At 36.8% G+C, this 22,587-nt stretch carries 21 protein-coding genes; 5 read left to right on the plus strand and 16 right to left on the minus strand.

What is annotated here, in order from left to right:
- Position 1: 1 nt before the first annotated feature.
- From DFR56_RS18700 to DFR56_RS18760, 13 genes are all read right to left on the minus strand, one after another.
- The gene (locus tag DFR56_RS18700) at positions 2 to 1,003 is read right to left on the minus strand and encodes an ABC transporter ATP-binding protein (protein ID WP_110396977.1); all 1,002 of its coding nucleotides are present in this window, start codon (positions 1,001 to 1,003) and stop codon (positions 2 to 4) included.
- 21 nt (positions 1,004 to 1,024) lie between these two features.
- A complete protein-coding gene (locus DFR56_RS18705; RefSeq protein WP_110396978.1) occupies positions 1,025 to 1,879 on the minus strand; it encodes an ABC transporter permease in 855 nt (284 codons plus the stop codon).
- 30 nt (positions 1,880 to 1,909) lie between these two features.
- Positions 1,910 to 2,854, minus strand: a complete 945-nt coding sequence (locus DFR56_RS18710) for an ABC transporter permease (RefSeq protein WP_110396979.1) — start codon at positions 2,852 to 2,854, stop codon at positions 1,910 to 1,912.
- 77 nt (positions 2,855 to 2,931) lie between these two features.
- Positions 2,932 to 4,539: an ABC transporter substrate-binding protein gene (locus DFR56_RS18715; protein WP_110396980.1), complete on the minus strand. Its 1,608-nt coding sequence runs from the start codon at positions 4,537 to 4,539 to the stop codon at positions 2,932 to 2,934.
- Between the two features lie 44 nt (positions 4,540 to 4,583).
- On the minus strand, positions 4,584 to 5,780 hold the full coding sequence (locus DFR56_RS18720; protein WP_110396981.1) for a M20 metallopeptidase family protein: 1,197 nt from the start codon (positions 5,778 to 5,780) through the stop codon (positions 4,584 to 4,586).
- Positions 5,781 to 6,165: 385 nt separating this feature from the next.
- Positions 6,166 to 7,449, minus strand: a complete 1,284-nt coding sequence (eno, locus tag DFR56_RS18725; protein ID WP_110396982.1) for a phosphopyruvate hydratase — start codon at positions 7,447 to 7,449, stop codon at positions 6,166 to 6,168.
- A gap of 57 nt (positions 7,450 to 7,506) precedes the next feature.
- On the minus strand, positions 7,507 to 9,042 hold the full coding sequence (gpmI, locus tag DFR56_RS18730; protein WP_280523479.1) for a 2,3-bisphosphoglycerate-independent phosphoglycerate mutase: 1,536 nt from the start codon (positions 9,040 to 9,042) through the stop codon (positions 7,507 to 7,509).
- Positions 9,036 to 9,797: a triose-phosphate isomerase gene (gene tpiA / locus DFR56_RS18735; RefSeq protein WP_110396984.1), complete on the minus strand. Its 762-nt coding sequence runs from the start codon at positions 9,795 to 9,797 to the stop codon at positions 9,036 to 9,038. Before tpiA ends, gpmI begins: the two co-directional genes overlap by 7 nt.
- 26 nt (positions 9,798 to 9,823) lie before the next feature.
- Positions 9,824 to 11,005 (minus strand): phosphoglycerate kinase, encoded by a 1,182-nt coding sequence (locus DFR56_RS18740; RefSeq protein WP_110396985.1) that lies wholly within the window; start codon positions 11,003 to 11,005, stop codon positions 9,824 to 9,826.
- Between the two features lie 409 nt (positions 11,006 to 11,414).
- Complete coding sequence (gene gap, locus DFR56_RS18745; RefSeq protein WP_110396986.1) at positions 11,415 to 12,422, minus strand: type I glyceraldehyde-3-phosphate dehydrogenase; 1,008 nt, start codon at positions 12,420 to 12,422, stop codon at positions 11,415 to 11,417.
- Positions 12,423 to 12,794: 372 nt separating this feature from the next.
- Positions 12,795 to 13,817: a sugar-binding transcriptional regulator gene (locus tag DFR56_RS18750; RefSeq protein WP_110396987.1), complete on the minus strand. Its 1,023-nt coding sequence runs from the start codon at positions 13,815 to 13,817 to the stop codon at positions 12,795 to 12,797.
- A 153-nt stretch (positions 13,818 to 13,970) separates the two neighbouring features.
- A complete protein-coding gene (locus DFR56_RS18755) occupies positions 13,971 to 14,213 on the minus strand; it encodes a glutaredoxin family protein (protein WP_110396988.1) in 243 nt (80 codons plus the stop codon).
- A gap of 6 nt (positions 14,214 to 14,219) precedes the next feature.
- Positions 14,220 to 14,867 (minus strand): NUDIX hydrolase, encoded by a 648-nt coding sequence (locus DFR56_RS18760; protein ID WP_110397036.1) that lies wholly within the window; start codon positions 14,865 to 14,867, stop codon positions 14,220 to 14,222.
- Positions 14,868 to 15,221: 354 nt separating this feature from the next.
- On the opposite strand from DFR56_RS18760, the gene uraA reads away from it, so the two are divergent.
- The 4 genes from uraA (at position 15,222) to trpB (ending at position 19,306) form a co-directional block, all read left to right on the plus strand.
- Complete coding sequence (gene uraA, locus DFR56_RS18765) at positions 15,222 to 16,505, plus strand: uracil permease (protein WP_110396989.1); 1,284 nt, start codon at positions 15,222 to 15,224, stop codon at positions 16,503 to 16,505.
- A gap of 62 nt (positions 16,506 to 16,567) precedes the next feature.
- Positions 16,568 to 16,939: a hypothetical protein gene (locus tag DFR56_RS22650; RefSeq protein WP_146214331.1), complete on the plus strand. Its 372-nt coding sequence runs from the start codon at positions 16,568 to 16,570 to the stop codon at positions 16,937 to 16,939.
- Positions 16,891 to 17,703 (plus strand): membrane protein insertase YidC, encoded by an 813-nt coding sequence (gene yidC / locus DFR56_RS18770; protein WP_207519354.1) that lies wholly within the window; start codon positions 16,891 to 16,893, stop codon positions 17,701 to 17,703. Before DFR56_RS22650 ends, yidC begins: the two co-directional genes overlap by 49 nt.
- Positions 17,704 to 18,145: 442 nt before the next feature.
- Complete coding sequence (trpB, locus tag DFR56_RS18775; protein WP_110396990.1) at positions 18,146 to 19,306, plus strand: tryptophan synthase subunit beta; 1,161 nt, start codon at positions 18,146 to 18,148, stop codon at positions 19,304 to 19,306.
- Positions 19,307 to 19,758: 452 nt separating this feature from the next.
- Here trpB and DFR56_RS18780 read toward each other — a convergent pair whose 3' ends face one another.
- The 3 genes from DFR56_RS18780 to DFR56_RS18790 all read right to left on the minus strand — a co-directional run bounded on the left by DFR56_RS18780 (position 19,759) and on the right by DFR56_RS18790 (position 21,701).
- Positions 19,759 to 20,538, minus strand: a complete 780-nt coding sequence (locus DFR56_RS18780) for a class I SAM-dependent methyltransferase (RefSeq protein ID WP_110396991.1) — start codon at positions 20,536 to 20,538, stop codon at positions 19,759 to 19,761.
- Between the two features lie 124 nt (positions 20,539 to 20,662).
- A complete protein-coding gene (locus DFR56_RS18785) occupies positions 20,663 to 21,148 on the minus strand; it encodes a tetratricopeptide repeat protein (protein ID WP_110396992.1) in 486 nt (161 codons plus the stop codon).
- A gap of 7 nt (positions 21,149 to 21,155) precedes the next feature.
- A complete protein-coding gene (locus tag DFR56_RS18790; RefSeq protein ID WP_110396993.1) occupies positions 21,156 to 21,701 on the minus strand; it encodes a GNAT family N-acetyltransferase in 546 nt (181 codons plus the stop codon).
- A gap of 158 nt (positions 21,702 to 21,859) precedes the next feature.
- Here DFR56_RS18790 and DFR56_RS18795 point away from each other — a divergent pair, with 158 nt between their 5' ends.
- A complete protein-coding gene (locus DFR56_RS18795) occupies positions 21,860 to 22,483 on the plus strand; it encodes an RraA family protein (RefSeq protein ID WP_110396994.1) in 624 nt (207 codons plus the stop codon).
- Positions 22,484 to 22,587 lie beyond the last annotated feature (104 nt).

Genomic DNA, 22,587 nt, shown 5'->3' on the forward strand with positions numbered 1-22,587 from the left:
TTTATTGTATTGATTGTAATTGATTTACTTGATCAATAAATTCACTTTCGGATAAAATACATGCAACGCGATGATCTTTTCCAATTTCCCTTAAAACCGGATCGCTTAATGCACATTGCTCCGTTGCAAATGGGCATCGTTGATAAAAGCTACAACCTTTCATCTCCCCTAATAGGTTTGGAGGGTTTCCTTTTATCGTTACTAATTGTTCTTGATCATTTGCATCTAACCGTGGTAGAGCCCGCAGTAAAGACCAAGTGTAAGGCATTGTCGTTCGGTAAAAAATATCTTCCGTACTTCCTTCCTCAACAATTCTACCCGAATACATGACTAATATGTTATCAGCCATATTTGCCACGACTCCCAAATCATGCGTAATAATAATAATGGCCATACCGTATTTGTTTTGAATGTTTTTTAACAGTTGTAAAATTTGCGCTTGGATTGTCACATCTAAAGCAGTAGTAGGTTCGTCGGCAATGAGTAGTTTCGGTTTACTAGCGAGTGCCATGGCAATAAGTACTCGTTGACGCATTCCCCCTGAAAACTGATGTGGGTACTCACCCATTCGTCGGTCTGGATCTGATATCCCCACATCTTTTAAAAGTTCTGTTGCTTTTTGTTTAGCCGTTTTTCGAGACATTTTCTGTTTCGCACGAATGGCATCAATTAGTTGATCACCAATTTTAAATACAGGGTTCAAACTTGACATCGGATCTTGAAAAATCATTGCAATGTCGCTTCCCCTTAATTGTCGAACTTCTTTATCAGTTAAAGCAAGAATATTTCTATCTTGAAAAAGTATTTCTCCTTCTGTATAAACTGTTGTAGGCTCTGGATTTAGACGCATTAACGACTGGGCAAGAACACTCTTTCCACTACCTGATTCACCGACAATTCCGACCGTTTGCCCAGCCTTAATGGTAAAAGATACTCCGTTTACCGCTTTTACGACTCCTTTATCTGAATGGATTCTTACTTTTAATCCTTTCACCTCTAGCATGCTATCCACCTCTCCTTCATATTAAGATTTTGCTAGCTTTAGCTTTTTTAACAAGCTTTTTCTAGATTTGACCTTTTTAGCATGGGGATCTAACGCATCACGGAGCCCATCTCCTAAAATATTTAATAAAAAAACAGTGAAGACGATAGCAAGGCCGGGGAAAATGGAAAACCATGGTGCGATCGAAATATATATTTGTGCTTCTTGTAACATATTTCCCCAGGTTGGAATCGTTGGATCGACACCGACACCTAAGAAACTTAATGCAGCTTCTGCTAAAATTGCTTTTGCGAAAATAAACGTTCCTTGAACGATAATTGGTGTAATAATATTAGGCAATATATACCGAAATAAAATAATGATATCGCTCGTTCCTGTTATCTTTGCTGCATCGATATATTGAACATTATTTATTTGTAAAACGGCTGAGCGAACAATTCTTGCCATGACAGGACTAAACGCAAACGTTAAAGCGACAATGATGTTCACGATGCTGCCCCCAAGTGCTGCGACTAATGCAAGTGCCAAAAGTAAAGAAGGGAATGCAAGCATACCATCAATCACTCTCATCATTAGAAAGTCCGCTTTTCGATAATAGCCCGAAAGAAGGCCGATTAAAGTTCCAAGTAACGTTGATGCTACTGCAACAACTATTCCAACGAATAAAGATACTTTAGCCGCAACAACCGTTCTAGCAAAAATATCCCTCCCAAAGTCGTCTGTACCAAACCAATATGTTGCCGATGGTTCAAGTAAGCGAAAATCCGGATCTATATAGGATGGGGAATGAGGTAACCAAAAAGAAGCTGTCAATGTTGCAATCGTTATCATACATAGCACACTGATGGAAACTACATTACGTTTTTTCTTAAACATTAACGAAAATTCCTTTCTCTTTAAAACTTTTTAATCATAACGAATTCGTGGATCCAAAAATGTATAAAGTAAATCAATAAGTAAATTAATAAGGAAGTAAATACCTGCAATAATTAGAACGACTCCTTGAATAACTGGATAATCTCTACGATGAATAGAATCGATAAGTAATTGACCAATACCAGGAATAGTGAACATCGTTTCTACAATAATGGCTCCACCTAATAAACCTGCAACCATCGTACCAACTACAGTAGTCGTTGGAATAAGTGCATTGGCAAATACGTATTTCATCAATATCATACTCTCTTTTATCCCTTGCGCCCGTACGGTTTTAGTGTAATCTTGATGTACATTATCTAGCATACTATCACGAAGCATGCGGGCAATGAGTCCAATTTCCACCGTTGCAAGTACAATCGCAGGTAGAATCAAATGATAGAACCATAAGTTAACACTTTCCACAATGGGAACATAACCAGCTACAGGAAAGATAGGAATTGCTACCGCAACACCGAGGACAAGTAACATGGCAAACCAAAATTCTGGAATGGAAACGCCTAATAGTGAGGTGAAAATAAACAATGGATCGACGATAGTATTTCTTTTCCAGACGACAAAAATTGCCGCGGGAATTGCAATAGCTAAAGCTAATGTCATCGACAACATCATTAAACTGAAGGTAGGACCTAACCGATCAAGGATAATTTGTAATACGGGCTCAGAAGAATAGATTGATTGACCGAGATCTCCAGTAATAACATTTTTAAACCAGTCAAAAAACTGAACGACAATCGGTTGATCAAGTCCAAGTTGTTTCTCCAATTGAGCAATGCTTTCCTCAGAACTATCTTCGCCTAAAATAAGGTATGCTGGATTCCCAGGTGTTAAATGGACAATCATAAAGACAATAATACTGACAATAATCATTACGGGTATTGTTGATAGCAATCGATTAACCGTATATTTAAGCAATTATTTCCCCTCCTTAACAAATCTGAATGAAAGGAGAAGTTCGCCTGTTTACCGTAAGCGAACTTCTACAAGATTAGTTATTCACTTTTATACGTATTCCAAAATCGTGGACCGACCCAACTCTCATATTCTTTCACTTTGTCACTTTTAATATCTAATGTCGTCTCGTTCACCATTTTTACAAACGGCAATTCATCCCAAACTGTTTGATTCATTTCCGCTAGTACGTCTTGTTTTTCTTCTTCCGTATCAACATTGCTCCATTCGTCAAGCAACTTTTCCCAACGTTTACTTTCATAAAATCCACTACTTGAACTTCCGATTCCAAGCATACCTAACTCATTTGGTGAAAAACGAGTCGACCATCCGATAACGACAAGATCCCAATTATCTGGGTCACCCCATTTTTCTAAATATGTTGCCCATTCATAGGAAACGAGTTCAACTTTAAAGCCTATTTCCTCCAATTGTTGTTTCGCAATCTCTGCCGTTTTTTCATATCGTTCAAAGTTATTGGAATACATAATCGTTATTGGTTCACCATTATAGTTAGATGAATCTAATAAGCTTTTAGCCTTCTCTTTATCGTAGACTAGATAATCATCCGTTCCTTGACTCGAATATAAGTCTTTTTGCTCTGGATCGAATAGTGCCCCATCAAATGCGTAAAACTCTTCATTTCCATAAACTGATTTGGCAATTTTCTCTTTATCTAACGCATAATTTAATGCTTGACGGACTTGTAAATCCTCAAAAGGCTCTTTTGCTTTATTAGGTGTAATAATCGTATATCCATTAATATAAGTGATCGGCTCCATGTTCGGACTACTCTCTATTACTTCAAACAAATCAGGTGATATCGATTGAGCATAATCATATAAATCTGTTTTTAACCCATTAATCATCACTTGGGGGTCTTTGACAATTTGAAACTTAATCTCATCGAAATATGCGATTTTTTCTCCTGCTGCACCACCCCAGTCTTCATCTCGGGCAGCATAATCAGCAAATTTAGTTAATAAAATCTCATTTCCTTTGTCCCATTTTTCAAATTTATATGGACCTGTTCCAATCAATTGAGTTGGTTCTAACGGGTTTTCTCCAGCTTCTTCTGCTATCTCTTTTGGAATAATCATTAATGCTTGTTTCGGCGCTGAAAAATCAGCTAATAATGAGTTATATACTTGGTTTAATGTCACTTCAATTGTATATTCATCGATCTCTTTCACTTCTTCAATATATTGACTGGCGTTTTCCCCCACACCAGAAACTACTTGCCAGCGATCGATCGAAGCAATGACATCTTCAGCTGTTACTGTCGATCCATCGTGGAAAGGGACATTCTCACGTATGCTAATCGTATAAACAGTTTGATCATCACTAATCTCATAATCCTCTGCAATCATCGGACGTGATTGATAATCCTGATCAAGAGCAAATAACGTTTCAAAAATATGCCACCCTACATCTCTAGTTGGCGATGCACCAGTATACATCCAATCAATTGATTCTGGATCAGCTGCAAAAGCAACGCGAATGGTGCCGCCTGATTTCTCTGCTTCATCAGAAGTAGAATTTACTGCTGCTGTATTTTTTGAATCTGTTTTATTTCCACAACCAACTAGACCCACTACTAATAGTGAAATAGTCAGAATTAAAATAGCTTGAATGCTTCTTTTTTTCACGATGAAAACTTCCTCTCTCTTCCCAATAAGGAGTTATGTATTTTTTATGCTTCATCTATTAGTACATAATGGGATACTATTTTTACAAATGTTTCTTGAATAATTAATAATGCTCTCTCATCAATGTCGAAATTCGGATGGTGATGTGGAAACTGTGTACGTCCATCATGATTACGTGAGCCTACTTTGAAATAACTTCCTGGTTTTTCATTTAGGAAGTAAGCAAAATCTTCAGCACCCATCGACGTTTGAAATTCAACTACATTTTCTTCCCCTAGAAGTTCAGTAAATAATTGAGTGATTACTGCTGTTTCTTTTTGCGGATTATACAGTGCAGGATATCCGTGTAAGTAGTCAATGTTAAAACTAGCTTGGTATCCATCTGTAATCCCTTTTACAAGTGAATAAATATTCTCTTTCACTTGTTTTCGAACTTCTTCACTAAACGAACGAACCGTTCCTTCTAGCCTCGCCTCGTTTGGAATGACATTAAACGCATTGCCCGCGTGAAACACGCCTAGCGTTACTACTGCTGAATCGAGTGGGTCGACCCTCCGACTCACTATTTTCTGAAAAGCATTTACCAAGTCGCTCCCAATAACGATCGGGTCATTCGTTTCTTGCGGCTTAGCCCCATGACCACCTTTACCATGAACGATTATCTCAAATTTATCGACAGCGGCCATTTTAAACCCTGCACCAACTGCAACTTTTCCAATTGGTATATCAGAAGCTAAATGTGCTGCAAAAATATAATCAATTTCATCTATATTTAATTCTTCAATCATCGCCTTAGCCCCACCTGGAGGCTTTTCTTCCGCATGTTGAAAAATAAAAATAATGCTGCCACTAATTTTATCTTTATATTTACTTAATATACGAGCTGTTCCTAATAAAGCTGCTGTATGCCCATCATGTCCACAAGCATGCATCACTCCCGGATTTGTCGACTTATAAGGCACATCTTTTCCGTCGTTTATTGGAAGTGCATCAAAGTCTGCACGTAAACCAATCGTTGGCCCCTTCTTTTGGCCATTTAAAATAGCTATTACCCCATTACCACCAATATTTGTTTTGATTTCCAACCCAAAACTTTGTAATTTTTCTTTAATGAATGTAGCCGTTTCAAACTCTTGAAAAGAAAGTTCAGGATGTTGATGTAAATGTCGACGCCAATGAATTACTTCGTCTTGGTGATCTTGTAATTCTTGAAAAATTAATTGTAAAGTTGATTTAGTCAATCCACTATGCCCCCTTGTTCATCTTGTTGTAACAACAGCTTTTATAATTTAGTATTCATACCTGTTAACTATGCTATGCTAGTTATATTTTTTTGTCAACCTTTTTTTAAAAAAACATGGGGATAGAAAAAAAGAATGAAGAACTAGCGTGGTTAATAATATATACTGAACTTGATAATAGCTTAGGTTCAGCATGATGCGTTTAGAAGGATTACTGAGAAGGTTGCTTATAATGTGGATGGTAAGCATTAGGTGCTGTAAAATTCATTTATGTGTGTGCTAGCGTTAGGAAGTATGAGCCGGTTAGTTGGATCAACCTTGTGCATTTTACATAATTACATAAAAAAATCACCAATGGGCTTCCCACTGGTGATTTTTTCGTTACTTATTTTAAATTATAAAATGCATCCCAACCCGCGTATTCACCGATTCCCGCTAGCTCATCTTCAATACGAATCAGTTGGTTATATTTTGCGACTCGGTCTGTACGTGATGGTGCACCTGTTTTAATTTGTCCAGCATTTGTCGCAACAGCAATATCAGCAATTGTTGCATCTTCTGTTTCACCTGAACGGTGTGAAATAACGGCTGTGTATCCGGCACGTTTTGCCATTTCAATCGCTTCAAATGTTTCTGTAAGAGTACCGATTTGGTTTACTTTAATTAAAATGGAGTTGCTGACTCCTTGCTCAATTCCTTGAGCTAGTTTTTCTGTATTTGTAACGAATAAATCGTCCCCGACTAATTGCACTCGGTCACCAATTCTCTCCGTTAACAATTTATGACCTTCCCAGTCATTTTCATCAAGTCCATCTTCAATGGAAACGATCGGGTATTTTTCAATCATTTGTTCATACCAATCAACCATTTCCTCTGACGTACGAACGACCCCTTCACCTTGTAGGTTGTATTTTCCGTCTTCATAAAATTCTGATGAAGCGACGTCCATTGCGAGTTGCACTTCCTCACCAACTTTATAGCCGGCAAGTTCGATTGCTTCCACAATCGTCTGAAGTGCTTCTTCATTTGATTTTAAGTTTGGAGCGAACCCACCTTCGTCTCCAACTGCTGTATTTAATCCTTTCGCTTGTAAAACGTTCTTCAATGAATGGAATACTTCTGCTCCAACTCTAACTGCCTCTTTAAATGTTGGTGCGGCAACTGGCATTATCATAAATTCCTGAATATCAACATTATTGTCCGCATGTTCTCCACCATTTAAAATGTTCAACATTGGAACTGGTAACACATTTGCATTAAATCCACCTAAATAATTGTACAGTGGAATTTGTAAATAGGTTGCCGCAGCGTGGGCTGCTGCCATCGAAACACCTAGAATAGCATTTGCACCAAGATTACTTTTATTTGCTGTATCATCCAGTTCAATCATAATGGCGTCAATAATATTCTGACGAGTAACATCAAGTCCAATTAATTCTGGTGCAATTTTTTCATTTACATTTGCTACTGCTTTTAAAACACCTTTGCCTGAATAACGCTTTTTATCGCCATCTCTTAGCTCAACCGCTTCATGCTCACCAGTTGAAGCACCACTTGGAACAAGAGCAGCTCCAAAAGCGCCTGACTCTGTCACAATTTCTACTTCTACTGTCGGATTTCCTCGTGAGTCTAATACCTCTCGTGCATATACATCTGTAATGTATGGCATGTCAATCTCTCCTTCTTTTCATCGGAATTTTTTTATGTTAATAAATACAATTGCTATTTATTTTTCTATTAATGATGTACCTGTCATTTCTTTTGGCTGTTCAATTCCGAGTAAATCGAGCATTGTTGGAGCCAAATCAGCTAAAATTCCTTCATCACGAATCGTTATCTCTTCTTTCGTTATAATGACTGGGACAGGATTTGTCGTATGAGCGGTCATCGGTTTCCCTTCAATTGTAACCACTTCATCCGAGTTCCCGTGATCGGCTGTGATGATTGCTTCTCCACCTAATGCAATGATTTTATCGACAATTTTTCCTAAACATTCATCAACTACTTCAATTGCCTTCATAGTTGGTTCCATTTTTCCAGAATGGCCAACCATATCAGGGTTCGCAAAGTTTAAAATAATAGCATTTAGATCATCTCGATCAAGTTCTTTAAGGAGAGCATCTGTTACTTCATACGCACTCATTTCTGGTTTTAAATCATAGGTCGCCACTTTTGGCGAATTAACGAGGATTCGTTTTTCACCTGGAAATGGTTCCTCACGTCCACCGCTCATAAAATAAGTAACATGAGGATATTTTTCTGTTTCAGCAATTCGTAATTGATTCATCTGATGATTTGCGAGTACTTCACCTAGTGTGTTCGTTAAGTTAATCGTTTCAAAAGCAACAGACCCATGAACAGTTTCACTGAAAGGAGTCATTTGGACAAACGTCACATCTTCTATTTTACGTTTACCCCGATCAAAGCCCGCAAAATCATCATTTGCAAAACATTGTGATAACTGGATTGCTCGGTCAGGCCTGAAATTAAAAAAGATAATCGCATCATCATCATTAACAGGACCTGTAGCAATGCCATCCTCATTCATTATAACAGAAGGTAGGACAAATTCATCATAAATTTCTTTTTCATACGATTCATGTACGACAGCTTCGGCGCGATTAAATTTCGGCCCGACACCATCTTTTATTGCATCGTAAGCCATTTTCACTCGTTGCCAACGTTTATCTCGATCCATCGCATAATAACGTCCCGAAATAGTCGCAAATTCACCAATCCCAATTTTTTTCATTTCCGCTTCTGTTTGTTCAATATATTGTAAAGCTGTTTGGGGGCCGACATCACGTCCATCTAAAAATGCATGTACAAACACTTTTTCGACATGATGTTGTTTCGCTAATTTTAATAGTGCAAATAAATGGTCGATATGGCTATGAACCCCACCGTCTGAAAGTAAACCGAATAAATGGAGAGCACTGTTCTTTTCTTTTACTTGCTTAATCGCTTGTAAAAATGCCTCATTTTCAAAAAACGTTCCTGACTTTATTGCATTATTTATTCTCGTTAAGCTTTGAAAGACGATTCGACCAGCACCGATATTTAAATGCCCTACTTCGGAATTACCCATTTGCCCGTCAGGAAGCCCAACTGACTCTCCACTTACATGAAGCTCATTATGAGGATAGCCGTGCCAATAACGATCAAAATTCGGCTTATTCGCCTGAGCAACGGCATTTCCTTGTACTTCTTCACGTAATCCGAATCCGTCTAAGATGATTAATGCAGCCAGCTTTGTCATGATAATTTATTCCCTGCTTCCACTAGTTGAATAAATGATGCTGGTTCAAGACTTGCACCACCAACAAGTGCACCATCAATATCTGAAGTACTTAAGAGTTCATCAATATTTTCTGGTTTCACACTACCACCGTACTGAATAACGACTTTTTCGGCAGTCTGTTCGGAAGTGATTTTCGCGACTATATTTCGAATATGATCACATACTTCATTTGCATCGGCACTTGACGCTGTCTTTCCAGTTCCAATCGCCCAAATTGGCTCATATGCGATGATCGTATTTGCTATTTGCTCATCTGTTAACCCATCTAAAGCAATTTTAATCTGTTTTTCAATATGTGTTAACGTGTCATTCGCTTCACGTTGCGCTAATGTTTCTCCAACACAAACGATTGGTGTTAAATGATGACTAAATGCTGCATGCACTTTCTTATTTACTGTTTCATTTGTTTCATGATAATATTCCCGGCGTTCAGAATGACCAATAATAACATGGCTTACTCCAATATCGGCTAGCATGACCGGGCTTACCTCACCTGTAAAAGCACCACTTTGTTCAAAATGCATCGTTTGTGCAGCTATTTTCACATCCGTCTGTTTTACTTTATTTACTAACGAAGATAAATAAGGGAATGGTGCGCAAATAACCGCTTCTACTCGTTCATTTGTTTTTAACTGTTTTACTTCATCTATAAATTGTTCCGCTTCTTGTTTCGTTTTATGCATTTTCCAATTTCCTGCAATGACTATTTTTCGCATGGATGACTACTCCTAACTTTTAAAAATTATTTATCGTCTAAAGCGCTAACCCCTGGGAGAACTTTTCCTTCCATAAATTCTAGAGATGCGCCTCCACCTGTTGACACGTGATTCATCTTATCCGCTAGCTGAAACTTTTCAACTGCTGCTGCTGAATCCCCGCCACCGATAATCGTATATCCGTCTGTTTCAGCGATTGCCTGTGCTACTGCTTTCGTACCAGCTGCGAAAGGTTCCATTTCAAAAACACCCATCGGACCATTCCAAACGACGAGCTTCGAATTTAAAATGACATCACGGTATGTTTCAGCTGTTTTTGGGCCGATATCAAGACACATCCACTCGGCTGGAATTTCGCTTGCTGCGACCACTTTACTATTTGCATCTTTACTAAATGCATCAGCGATAACAGCATCTTCTTGAATATGAAACTGAACCCCTTTTTCTTCTGCTTTTTTCATAAAGCTTTTTGCAAGATCAATTTTATCTTCTTCTAGTAAGGAATTTCCAATTTCATAGCCTTTCGCTTTTAAAAATGTACAAGCAAGGCCTCCGCCAATGATTAAATGATCCACAATCTCTAAGAAGTTTTCGATCACATTAATTTTGTCCTTAACTTTGGAGCCACCAATAATTGCTGTAAAGGGACGCTCAGGATTATGTAATGCCCTACTTAATACTTCTATTTCCTTTTCCATTAGAAAACCTGCTGCAGCAGGAAGTTTTTCCGCGACTCCTGCAGTTGATGCATGGGCACGATGAGCTGTCCCAAAAGCATCGTTCACGTAAATATCAGCCATATTTGCAAATGCTAAAACAAGGGAAGGATCATTTTTTTCTTCGCCACTTTCAAAGCGAACATTTTCAAGTAAAACGACTTCTCCATCTTTTAAGTTTGCGATAGCCTCATCTACTTCAGGTCCATATACGGTATTTGTTTTTACTACTTGTTTATGTAAAAGTTCGGCAAGTCTATTGGCAACGGGATCAAGACGTAACTCTTCGACAACTTTTCCTTTAGGCCTGCCAAGATGTGTAGCTAAAATCACTTTTGCACCATGGTCAAGTAAATAACTGATTGTTGGAAGTGCTGCTTTTATTCGTGTATCATCTGTCACCATTTGATCTTTCATCGGTACGTTGAAGTCAACACGACAAAATACTTTTTTTCCTTTTACGTCAATATCTTTTAACGATTTTTTATTCATATGTAAAAACTCCTTTAGAGTCTAATATGGTTGATTCATTTTCATTATACAAGAAGGGAGGAAAATAACATAATAAAAGTAAGCACAGACGCTCTAGCGCGACGTCGATTACTCATTGCAATAAAACCTATCGAAGGTTTTCGCACTGTGCTGAAGATTTTATTGCACTTGATCGAAAATTTACGCACCATGCAAGGGTTTTTCCGCGCTTTCCTAAAAATTTGCGCACTTTACTAAAACTTTTGCGCGCTTTCCTAAAAATTTTTGCACTTACTGGAGATTCCGACACTTTACCTAAAGTTTCCTCATTTCACTGTCGTTTTTCGCACTTTCTATCGCTGAGCAATTGTTTTGATTTGCAAAAAAATAAAGCAAAAAAGGGAGGCAAGCTCCCCTACTTTCGTTGCAATTACAATCCTTTTTCTTTTAAAAATTGTGCAAGATCAACACAACGTGCAGAATAGCCCATTTCGTTATCATACCAAGAAATAACTTTTACCATTGTATCTTCAAGTACCATTGTGGATAATCCATCGATAATGGATGAATGAGGATTTCCAACGATATCTGTAGAAACAAGTGGTTCTTCTGAATATTGTAAAATGCCTTGTAACCCTTCTTCTGCTGCTTGACGTAATGCCTCGTTTACTTGTTCAGCCGTTACATTTTGTTCAAGTTCAGCAACTAAATCAACAACCGATCCATCTGGCACTGGCACACGTACTGCCATTCCATTTAGTTTACCGTTTAATTGTGGTAATACTTTTCCAACTGCTTTAGCTGCACCTGTAGAGGTTGGAATAATGTTTTCTGCCGCAGCACGGGCACGACGGTAATCTTTATGTGGTAAATCTAAAATTTGTTGGTCGTTTGTATAAGCATGAATTGTCGTCATTAATCCACGCTTAATACCGAATTTTTCATCGAGTACTTTTGCAAATGGTGCTAAACAGTTTGTTGTACATGATGCATTAGAAAGGATATGATGTTTTTCTGCGTCATATTCTGACTCATTTACTCCCATCACTACTGTGAAATCTTCGTCACTTGCTGGAGCAGAAATGATTACTTTTTTAGCGCCTGCTTCCATATGTTTTTGTGCGTCTTTACGATTCGTAAAACGTCCTGTTGATTCAATGACTACTTCTACTTCATGATTTTTCCAACCGATGTTTGCAGGATCTTGTTCAGAATAGACATGGATTTTCTTTCCGTTAACGACGATATCGTCCCCATCGACCGTTACTTCTACATTGAGTCTTCCATGGACAGAGTCATATTTAAGTAAATGTGCCAACATATTTGCATCTGTTAAATCATTAATAGCAACAATTTCAACATTTTCATTGTTTAATGCTTGTCTAAAAATATTTCTTCCAATCCTTCCAAACCCATTAATTCCAATTTTTACAGTCATTTGACTTCCTCCTTGAATGTTTTATTTGGCTCTTTTCGTATTGATTGTTATCATTTAAACCGCGTCCCGCATATACTCCACTTTTCACGAGCAGTTGTTGAGTCTCCGACGTACAAAGGACGTGCTAGTGCAAATGTTTTCGATGGGACGAGCGTAAGCACAGTCCCAAATGTTTTCGATGGGACGAGCGTAAGCACAGTCCCAAGACGTGGCAGTCTTATCCTGCCTCACTCGCTTCGCTCGTTGCGGAGTCTCACCTAAACTGTTCTTCCCACAGGAGTCGACATGTTTTCGGTTACGCTCAGTGCATATAATGTAGTTCTTTCTTCATTCAAAGTAACATGATTAGAAAAAAGCCTAATATTTTTATATTTATATCAAATATTGATTCACAATTTCAGTTGCAGCCGCTTCATCTGTAATTAATACGTCATTTTTACGTTGCTTCATAAAGGACGCAATAGCTTGTGCCTTCGATTTTCCACCAGCGACCGTAATAACATAATCTGTACTTGCTAAATCTTCTAACTGGATGCCGATTGTTCTTACTTTATGAACAATCTCCCCTTCTCGATTAAAATAATAGCCAAATGCCTCACTAACTGCTTTTTCACTTGTTAATTTTTCAACAATATGGTCGTCTGTCTTTCTTCGTTCGGCCATTGCCAACGCTTCGCCAATTCCGTGTAAAACAATGGAAGCATTTTTTATATAGGACAACGTTTCTGCAATGGATGGCTCATTGATAATCGTTTGGTACAATGTTTCGCTTAACGGGTCAGGGACATGTAGCAATCGGTAATCCCCTTTTTCCGCCTTTGCCATTTTTGCAACGATTGTATTTGCTTGGTTTTCTACCTTTTCACCAACGCCACCTCTGGCAGGGACAAATAAACATTTAACATTGAGAGGAACCATTGCATTTGCAACAGATGCCATCGTCGTTCCTCCCGTGACGGCAATCGTCACATCTTTTTTAATTATTTCCTTTAAAAAAGCAACTGCTGCCCTACCTAGTTCTTGTTTCACAAACGTTTCTTTGTCACTATCACCAGCAACGATGATTACTTTTTCTACATCCATCATTTGTTCTAATTTCGCTTCGAGTGTCGTTAATCCAGAGAGTTCACGAATAAAAGCATGTAATTGTTCAATAATACTTTTACCTTCTTCTGTAATAACCATACCTTTTGTCGTTACTTGAATTAAACCTTGTTCTTGCAAATGCTCCATTTCATTACGAACATATCTTTCTGGCATCTTCGTATGATCTACTATTCCTCTTCGACCAATTGTTTCAAACAAGTAGATCGTATAAAGTATCGTATAACGTTTGTGCATCACCTCAAGTAAATCAGGGTAAATGACTTTTTGTAACTGAATTAACTCTTTCATTAAGAAAACTCCTTTAACGACTAAACAGAAAATTACTTTAGGGTCATTTTTGTCCCGATACACATTTTTCTGTCCCACTTGGAGTAAAAAATAAGTAAGACGCTTAGCCTTGCAATTATTTTACCATAAAATGCATTGGAAAATCAATCTTTTTTACACGTTATTTTTGATAGCATGTTCAAGTGTTTCCAAATCCATTTCCTCACATGTTAAAAAAGTATCATTCATTCGAACAGCAGGGATAAGGAGTTGATATTCCTCTAGCCATTCGTCATTCGTATAAATATCAAGTTCCACTAGTTCAAAATCATAATATCGTTTAAGCATCATTAAGAGTGCATAAGCATCATCACATAAGGAACAATTATTTTTTGTGTAAAATTGAACTTGTAACATTTATTCCTACCCCTTTAAGATTGGTTTCCATCCTTCTTCTTTTTTTAATAATCCAGTAAAATGAGTAATTATTTTCGCGGTAAGTCCCCAAATCACTCGATCTTCATATTCATAAAAAAGTTCATCAAGCTGTCTAGTTCGCCAGTCATAATTTTCTCCGCCTTGAATTAAGTCAAACGGAAAGTCTTGTTCTGGAACAGCTTCGAAATTTACTTTATATCTTTTTGGTTCCGTATGAAGAAAATAGGATAAAGGAACAGTAAACACTTCTGCAACTTCTGCTTTGTTTAATTTCATCGTTTCGAGTGTCACTATTTCCCCAACAAATGGATAAATGATCTGGCCATAGTCTGAAACAATATAATCAAGTGGAACGACATTTTTAATATAGGAAGGGGTGATCCCTAACTCTTCAGAAGTCTCGCGAATAGCACAATATTGTTCGTCCACATCTGTTAGGTCAACCCTTCCTCCCGGAAAACAAACATCTCCCGGCTGACTGCGCATATAGATGGATCGCACTTCAAACAATAGATGCGTTTCTTCTTTTTCCTCTACAAGCGGAAGTAATACAGCATATTCTTTACATTTATCTTTATCTAAAATTGAGGCTTGACGATTTTTTAATTTCGAAAAAACATCATTAGCGTTCATTGCTTCCACCCCACCTTCTCCATCTATTATACTAATTTTTTAAAAAAATGCTTAATGATTGGAGGTAAGCAAATATTTCTTTAACAAAACAGACACTTTTATGAACTTTTTAATAATGTAAAAGATTTCTATTGACATTTACTGATTTTATGTGACAATTATGGCAAGTCTAATTTAATATTTTTCCTTTAATTTAGTCCTGTGAGGCTAACAAGGTGAACGATATATAATGCAGTACTTCTCTGCGTTCGGAATTTGTATGGATAAAACACCTTGGTAAAAGGTGTTTTTTTATTTGTATATCGGACAAGCACTCACCTAATAATAAAAGGAAAGCGATAGGAGATAAAAAATATGGCAAAATATGATGAAATTCAAGTTCATGAGCGACCACCAATCCAACAAAGTATTCCGCTTGGCATTCAGCATTTATTTGCAATGTTCGGCTCTACTGTATTAGTGCCAATTATTTTTGGGGTGAACCCAGCAACTATTTTGTTAATGAATGGAATTGGGACCATCCTCTATTTATTTATTACAAAAGGGCAGATTCCTGCATATTTAGGATCAAGTTTTGCATTCATTTCACCAGTCCTTGTCGTACTTGATAAATATAATGGAGAAGAAGGATTCAGTTATGCATTAGGCGGATTTTTAATGGTTGGAGTCGTTTTAACCGTTGTTGGAATTATTGTAAAATTTGCGGGAACTGGTTGGATCGATGTTATTTTCCCACCCGCTGCAATGGGGGCTATCGTCGCTGTTATCGGACTTGAACTTGTTCCAGTAGCAGCTGAAATGGCTGGATGGATTCCTGCTGCTGATGCAGGTGCTGATTGGAAGATGGATGTTACGTCAGCAACTGTTGCACTATTAACTCTTGTGATTACAATTGTTTTTTGGGTAACGATGCGTGGTTTCTTAAAAATCATTCCAATTTTACTAGGTATTATTTCTGGTTATATTATTGCTTGGATGTTTGGCTTATTAAATTTCGACCTAGTACGTGAGGCTTCTTTTGTAACGGTTCCACAACTTTATACAATGAAATTTGACTGGTCAGCTGTTTTTATCATTTTACCTGCTGCGCTCGTCTTAATTCCTGAACATATTGGTCACTTATTCGTCACGAGTAATATCGTTCGGAAAGATTTAATGAAAGAACCTGGACTGGATCGTTCATTTATAGGGAACGGTATTTCAACGATCATTTCGAGTTTCTTTGGTTCAACACCAAACACAACGTACGGTGAAAATATTGGAGTACTTGCAATTACACGCGTATATTCTACTTGGGTCATTGGAATGGCTGCTGTCATGGCGATTATTTTATCGTTTGTAGGTAAACTTGCGGCACTCATTCAATCGATTCCAACTCCTGTCATGGGTGGAATTTCACTATTATTATTCGGAATTATTGCGGCAAGCGGGATTCGCATGCTCGTTGAGGCAAAAATTGATTATTCGAAATCACAAAATTTAATTTTAACTTGTGTTGTATTAGTAATTGGAATTAGTGGCGCTTCCATTCATATTGGAAAAGTTGCGTTAACTGGTATGGGACTGGCCACTGTCGTTGCAATTATCCTTGGATTATTTTTCAAAATCCTTGAATTATTAAAGTTATCGAATGAATGATTTTTGCTGCAAATTCGTCTGTGGTATAATATAAACAACTACTGTTCGGGAGGTGAGTGCGAATGTTTTTAGATCTATTTAACGACCTTTTCATTAACTCAAGTCTTTTCTATGTTTATTTCGGTGTATTGTTAACAACAATTGGGATACATCAATTCGGTTATTTACGTTATACGATGGTCACAACGCGTTCTGAATTCGTTATAAAAGACTATAACAATGTAAAGCTCGATTTGGAAGGTCTTAAAAAACCAGTCTTTTCAAATGAATCATTTATCGTTTGGTTTATTGTTACTTTTAAACGAATCGATCTGCCTGACGATGACAAAGAAGATGCTACTTTCTCTAATTTTATCCATATGCTTAAAATTAGAGGAGGACAAAAATGGGCAAAAACAACGTACTCACCATTATTAAAAAATATCGTCTTTTAATTATTTTTAGTTTACTATTTCTTACAGGATGTGGAACAGAAATCACACCGATTGATGGATCATCCACTGGGATATTTGATCATTATTTTATTTATCCATTTTCACTTTTAATAAAAACGTTAGCAAACATACTCGGAAGCTATGGTTTATCTATTATTATCATTACATTAGCAATCCGACTTGTCTTATTACCATTCATGATGAAACAAATGAAAGCAAGTCAAATCGGACAAGAGAAAATGAAAATCATGAAACCCGAAATGGAGCAAATTCAAGAAAAATATCGCTCAAAAAAAGGAACTGATCATCAACTTGACATGCAAAAGGAATTGACAGCACTGTATAAAAAGCATCAATACAATCCATTTCAAATGGCTGCGGGTTGCTTGCCAATGCTTATTCAATTACCATTTTTATTCGCTTTTTATTATGCAATAAGACGTACACCTGAAATTAGTGCTCAATCTTTTTTATGGTTCGACTTAGGACAAACAGACATCATTTTAGTACTCATCGCCGTCGCAATTTACTTTTTACAAGCAAAAGTGAGTCTTATTGGACTGCCAGAAACACAGAAAAAACAAATGGCCATTTTGGGTTATTTTTCGCCAGTTATGATCGGGGTTATTTCACTTAATTCCCCAGCAGTCCTGCCTTTATATTGGGCAGTAGGTGGATTATTCGTCCTATTACAAACACTGTACATGAAAAAGTTTTTAACAAACGGTGTCACAAAAGATCCAAAGAAAGCTTTACAAGAGTAGTATTTCGGCTCACACTACCTTTATCAAAGTGTGAGCTTTTTTATTCATGCAATTACATCTAATCCTTTGTCGATTTCTGATCATTCTAGTTTAGTGCGGAAAGTTTTGAAAAACTGCAGGAATTTCCAGTCCCTTGCGGAAGTTTGGCAACAAATAATTGCAGAAGCATTTTAATAGCAGGCGTTGCAACAATGCTTTTCGTTAGCAAGTAAACTGGTAAAATGTTTGTATTTTCTTACTGCCAAAGAAGTGCGCAGTATCTTTTTTACCGAACTTTTTGAACAATTTCTATTAAACGTATGCAATCTTTCATTAGGTATTCAATCTTTTGCTTTAAGAACAACGTTTTTCGGATGTCGGACATTCTCAAGTCATCTTTTCTTTCAATTTGGATTTCTAGAACAATTTTATTATAATAAATTGTTAAAGGAGTGAAGTTAATATGACAGAAAATAATCAAAATGGGCTTTTCGGTGAATTTGGTGGAAGTTATGTACCAGAAAATTTACAAACAGTATTAGATGGACTTGCAGAAGCATTTGAAACGCATAAAGATGATCCAGATTTCAAAGAGGAATTCCGTTATTATTTACGGGAGTATGTTGGAAGAGAAAATCCACTTACATTCGCCCAAAACTTAACGAAAAAAATTGGTGGGGCAAAAATTTATTTAAAGCGTGAAGATTTAAACCACACAGGTGCTCATAAAATTAATAATGCAATCGGGCAAATTTTACTTGCAAAACGGATGGGAGCTACTCGTGTAATCGCTGAAACTGGTGCGGGTCAACATGGTGTTGCAACAGCTACAGCATGTGCCATGTTTGATATTCCGTGTACGATTTATATGGGAAAACACGATACAGAGAGACAAGCTCTCAATGTTTTCAGAATGGAATTACTTGGAGCGAAAGTTGTCCCAGTCGAAGCTGGACAAGGTAGGCTTAAAGATGCAGTGGATGCGGCGCTTGGTGATTTAATCGAAAACTATCAAACTACTTTCTATTTATTAGGATCAGCAGTAGGACCACATCCATTCCCAACAATGGTCAAACATTTCCAATCGATCATTAGTGAAGAATCAAAAAAGCAAATTATTGAAAAAGAAGGAAAACTTCCAACCGCAGTTGTTGCTTGTATCGGTGGTGGCAGTAATGCAATCGGATCTTTCGCACATTATATCGATGAAGAGAATGTTCGGTTAATTGGTGTGGAACCGAAAGAAGCTGCTTCTATCACAGAAGGTGTACCAGCAGTCATTCACGGATTTAAATGTTTAACATTGCTCAATGAAGATGGAGAACCTGCTCCAACACACTCCATTGCGGCTGGCCTTGATTATCCGGGAATTGGCCCCGAACATAGTCATTTCAAAACAACTGGACGAGCAGAGTATGTAACAATTACTGGCGAAGAAGCGTTGAAAGCTTTCAGAGAGTTATCGCGTGTAGAAGGAATTATTCCAGCACTTGAAAGTTCTCACGCCATTGCTTATACGTTGAGATTAGCAAAAGAACTAGCTGAAGATGATGTGATTATTGTAAACTTATCTGGTCGCGGTGATAAGGACGTGGACCAAGTGTATAAAATGGAAAGAGAATAATCGTTTGGCAGGGTGTTACTTTTTGCGCGAAAAACATTCTGCCTTATTTATTTCTACTATTAGACAGGCTACTCTCATGTCCTTTACAATATAGCTCTTCTTGTATAAATGATTTTCCACCTTGCTATTATTCAACATCCTTTTCCTTAAACGACTTTAATAATTCAGCTGTTGACACCCCCTAGCCATCTATACAATCTCACTAATTTTAATCATCTGTTCCAAATGTGTTTTTTCCAATATCTAAATAATTCCTCATCTCTTTGTAATACGATAGTAAATTTTCTTTTACCTAAAATTAAAAAACGAAAGTATCACGAATTATAGTTGAAATTCACTCCATCGGTTCAGCTGATGATTCAATTAATCCGCGATTAATCATCGTTCTATTTATCAATGCCTAGCCCCAAAAATTTCAACAAAACAATCGTAATGTTTCTTCGTTTTATCATCTACTTTTTTACAGCTGTCCAAATAGTCCATCTATCTTGTTCAACTATATTATTGTCTGATTTAATAGACGTATCGATATACCTTTGCAATAATTGTAGTTCCTTATTGTTTAATTCGTGTAAAATGCTTCTTCCCGTTCTTTCACTTAATTCTTTTAATAATTGTTTTTTCTTATCATAAACTTTTCTCGTTTCCCACAATGTATATTCCTTTATATCTTTAAATCCAACACACTTAAGGTTGTTGATAACAGACTTACTTGAATGCCTTCGTTGTGTTTCTATCTCTTGTAATCTTGGAAAAAGCTCAAAGAAATATCCTCTAATGTGTGTTTCATTACCTTGCAACATACAATCTTCCGGAGTACGATCTTGTATGATAAAATATCCGTTTTCCTTTAACAATCTCAAAGCTTCCCTAAAGCAAGCTTGTAAATCAGTCAAGTGATGTATTAACGCTCTTTCTAAGACTAAATTAAACTGTTCACCTTGTAATCCTGTATGTAAAGCACTTCCATAACTAAAAGATATATTGGGAATTTGTTTACAATTTTCTTTTGCTCCTTGAAGACTTTCTTTTGAAAAATCAACTCCTGTGACAAAATCTACCCCCATCTCTAAAAGTGCTTTAGAATAAATCCCTCCACCACAACCTACATCAACTGCATGATGGATTTTTTCTATCGGTATAAGACTCTGTATTGTATTCATCCATGACTCATCCGCAAAACGATTTGTATAAGTAAAGCGATTTTTCTTATCATGAAAATCGATAGCCATTTTTCTCCCCCATTTCAAGCATCATTTTAAATTCACATGAACGGAAACCTGTATAACAATAACAAACATCTACCTGATACATACTTAATTCCACATTCTATACAGTTTAACCTTCAAAAATCCATTATCTCCATACTTCATTTAAATTGTCCTTATAAAAATTAATTGCCTTTTGATAACTTAAAATTTCATCATCTGATGTCGTTTCCATTAAACATGATAGCAATAATTCCATCGCTTTTTGATGTTCTTTTAAGTTGTACAGCGTCATAGAGTAAAATACTTGAATTACTTTGTTTTCTGGAAACAATTTCATTCCTTTCAAAAAAGTTTCTTGCGATTTTTTATATTCGCCAATCGTTCTGTATGTACTTCCCAATCCGATAATAGCCTTTTCTACATCTTTATTAGACAATCCTAAATTGATTGCAGCTTCATAGTAAGGAACGGCTTTTATTTCTTCCCCGAGTACATCAAAACTCCATGCACATTGAAAATGAATATATGCATCATCTGGAAACTCTTGTACTAGTTTTACCAACAATGTATTCGCTTCCTTTAGCTCTCCTTTTTCCCGTAACTCGATTGCTTTATTGACTTCTTCATTCATGTTCTCGCTACCCGTCCTTTCTAACTGTAAATTCCATTAACCAGCAGTCGCGGTATATACCTTCATGAAACTCATGCTTCGGTAAAATTCGTATTTTTTTAAATCCGCATTTTTCATAACATCTTATTGCACGATCATTTGTCATTTGAGGATCCATTATAATTGCATTTGCATGCTTTTCCGTCATTAAAAATGTGATCATGGATTTTACTAATTTCGTCCCAATCCCTTTGTTCCAATGATTTGTTTCACCAATAAATTGATCCATTCCATATACATTTTCTTTTTCAAAGTAATCAGTAATATGACTAGTCTCAGGGTTTACTTTATAGTATTGAGCATACCCTATAGCAACTCCTTTGTACTCAACAATGCATCTTGTAGCCTCATCTTTTCTTCGATAAAATTTTCCCTCCACTTGATCCAAATGATGAGGATTATCTCTCCCCTCGTAGTATTGAAGAACGAAAGGATTTGTAAGCCACTTTACAAGCAATTCCTTATCTTTTTCTTGCAAATGCCGAAGAGTGATGTCCTTATTTTTAAATAACATATGATCACCTCTTATATTAATCTACTTAATTTTACCATATTTTATTAGTAATACTCGAAACAAAACTGTATTATAACAAAGGAATTAAAATAATTGCATTTATGGCCCTTATCAAATTATAATAAATGCAAACTCAATTACGTAAAGGAGCATGTAAAATGAATTCTGTTATAGAACAATTTGAAGAAATACCAACTACTGCGATTTCTGATGTACTCAAAGGAATGAACAATGTAGATCCTGCCATAAAGCCGCTTAAAGAAGCATATAAAATCGCCGGTGCTGCCTACACGGTCAAGCTTCCAGTTGGGGACAATTTAAAACTTTTACAATCTTTAAAAGAGGCAAAACCTGGTGACATTCTTGTTGTCGATGTAAAAGGTGATACATATAGGGCAATTGCTGGAGACTTTGTCGTCGGGATGATGCAAACATTGGAGCTCGGCGGACTAGTTGTTGATGGAGTTATACGTGACATTATTGATATAAAAAAGTTAAATTTCCCTGTGTTTTCAAAAGGGACAACGGTATCTTCAGGTGGGAAAACAGGACCAGGAGAAACGAATGTCCCAATTTCATGTGGTGGTGCATCTGTAAATCCTGGCGATATTATTGTCGGGGATGTTGATGGAGTGGTCGTAATTCCAAGAGAAAAAGCGGAAGAAGTACTACAAGGAGCAAAAGAAAAATTGGCTTCAGATGATGCACGCGAAGCAAAAATAGCTGGGAATAAAGAAGAAATTATTAAATATATTGATGGTATGATCGCGAAAAGTAAATAATGAGTTTGATGAAAAGAAGGTTCTTTGGAAACCTTCTTTTTGTCGTTAATGATAGTAAAATAATGATAAAATAAATGAAATCATCTATCTATATGATAATATGA

The organism is Pseudogracilibacillus auburnensis (assembly GCF_003201975.1).
Taxonomy (GTDB): Bacteria; Bacillota; Bacilli; order Bacillales; family Amphibacillaceae; genus Pseudogracilibacillus; species Pseudogracilibacillus auburnensis.

Bases quoted from the DNA above. Each gene is read 5' to 3' on its own strand.
- yidC (WP_207519354.1), top strand. From the start codon at position 16,891: ATGGGCAAAAACAACGTACTCACCATTATTAAAAAATATCGTCTTTTA.
- DFR56_RS18780 (WP_110396991.1), bottom strand. From the start codon at position 20,538: ATGGCTATCGATTTTCATGATAAGAAAAATCGCTTTACTTATACAAAT.
- DFR56_RS18740 (WP_110396985.1), bottom strand. From the start codon at position 11,005: ATGAATAAAAAATCGTTAAAAGATATTGACGTAAAAGGAAAAAAAGTA.
- uraA (WP_110396989.1), top strand. From the start codon at position 15,222: ATGGCAAAATATGATGAAATTCAAGTTCATGAGCGACCACCAATCCAA.
- DFR56_RS18760 (WP_110397036.1), bottom strand. From the start codon at position 14,867: ATGAACGCTAATGATGTTTTTTCGAAATTAAAAAATCGTCAAGCCTCA.
- DFR56_RS18790 (WP_110396993.1), bottom strand. From the start codon at position 21,701: ATGTTATTTAAAAATAAGGACATCACTCTTCGGCATTTGCAAGAAAAA.
- DFR56_RS18785 (WP_110396992.1), bottom strand. From the start codon at position 21,148: ATGAATGAAGAAGTCAATAAAGCAATCGAGTTACGGGAAAAAGGAGAG.
- trpB (WP_110396990.1), top strand. From the start codon at position 18,146: ATGACAGAAAATAATCAAAATGGGCTTTTCGGTGAATTTGGTGGAAGT.
- DFR56_RS18755 (WP_110396988.1), bottom strand. From the start codon at position 14,213: ATGTTACAAGTTCAATTTTACACAAAAAATAATTGTTCCTTATGTGAT.
- gap (WP_110396986.1), bottom strand. From the start codon at position 12,422: ATGACTGTAAAAATTGGAATTAATGGGTTTGGAAGGATTGGAAGAAAT.
- DFR56_RS18705 (WP_110396978.1), bottom strand. From the start codon at position 1,879: ATGTTTAAGAAAAAACGTAATGTAGTTTCCATCAGTGTGCTATGTATG.
- eno (WP_110396982.1), bottom strand. From the start codon at position 7,449: ATGCCATACATTACAGATGTATATGCACGAGAGGTATTAGACTCACGA.
- DFR56_RS22650 (WP_146214331.1), top strand. From the start codon at position 16,568: ATGTTTTTAGATCTATTTAACGACCTTTTCATTAACTCAAGTCTTTTC.
- DFR56_RS18700 (WP_110396977.1), bottom strand. From the start codon at position 1,003: ATGCTAGAGGTGAAAGGATTAAAAGTAAGAATCCATTCAGATAAAGGA.
- DFR56_RS18795 (WP_110396994.1), top strand. From the start codon at position 21,860: ATGAATTCTGTTATAGAACAATTTGAAGAAATACCAACTACTGCGATT.
- DFR56_RS18750 (WP_110396987.1), bottom strand. From the start codon at position 13,817: ATGAAAGAGTTAATTCAGTTACAAAAAGTCATTTACCCTGATTTACTT.
- tpiA (WP_110396984.1), bottom strand. From the start codon at position 9,797: ATGCGAAAAATAGTCATTGCAGGAAATTGGAAAATGCATAAAACGAAA.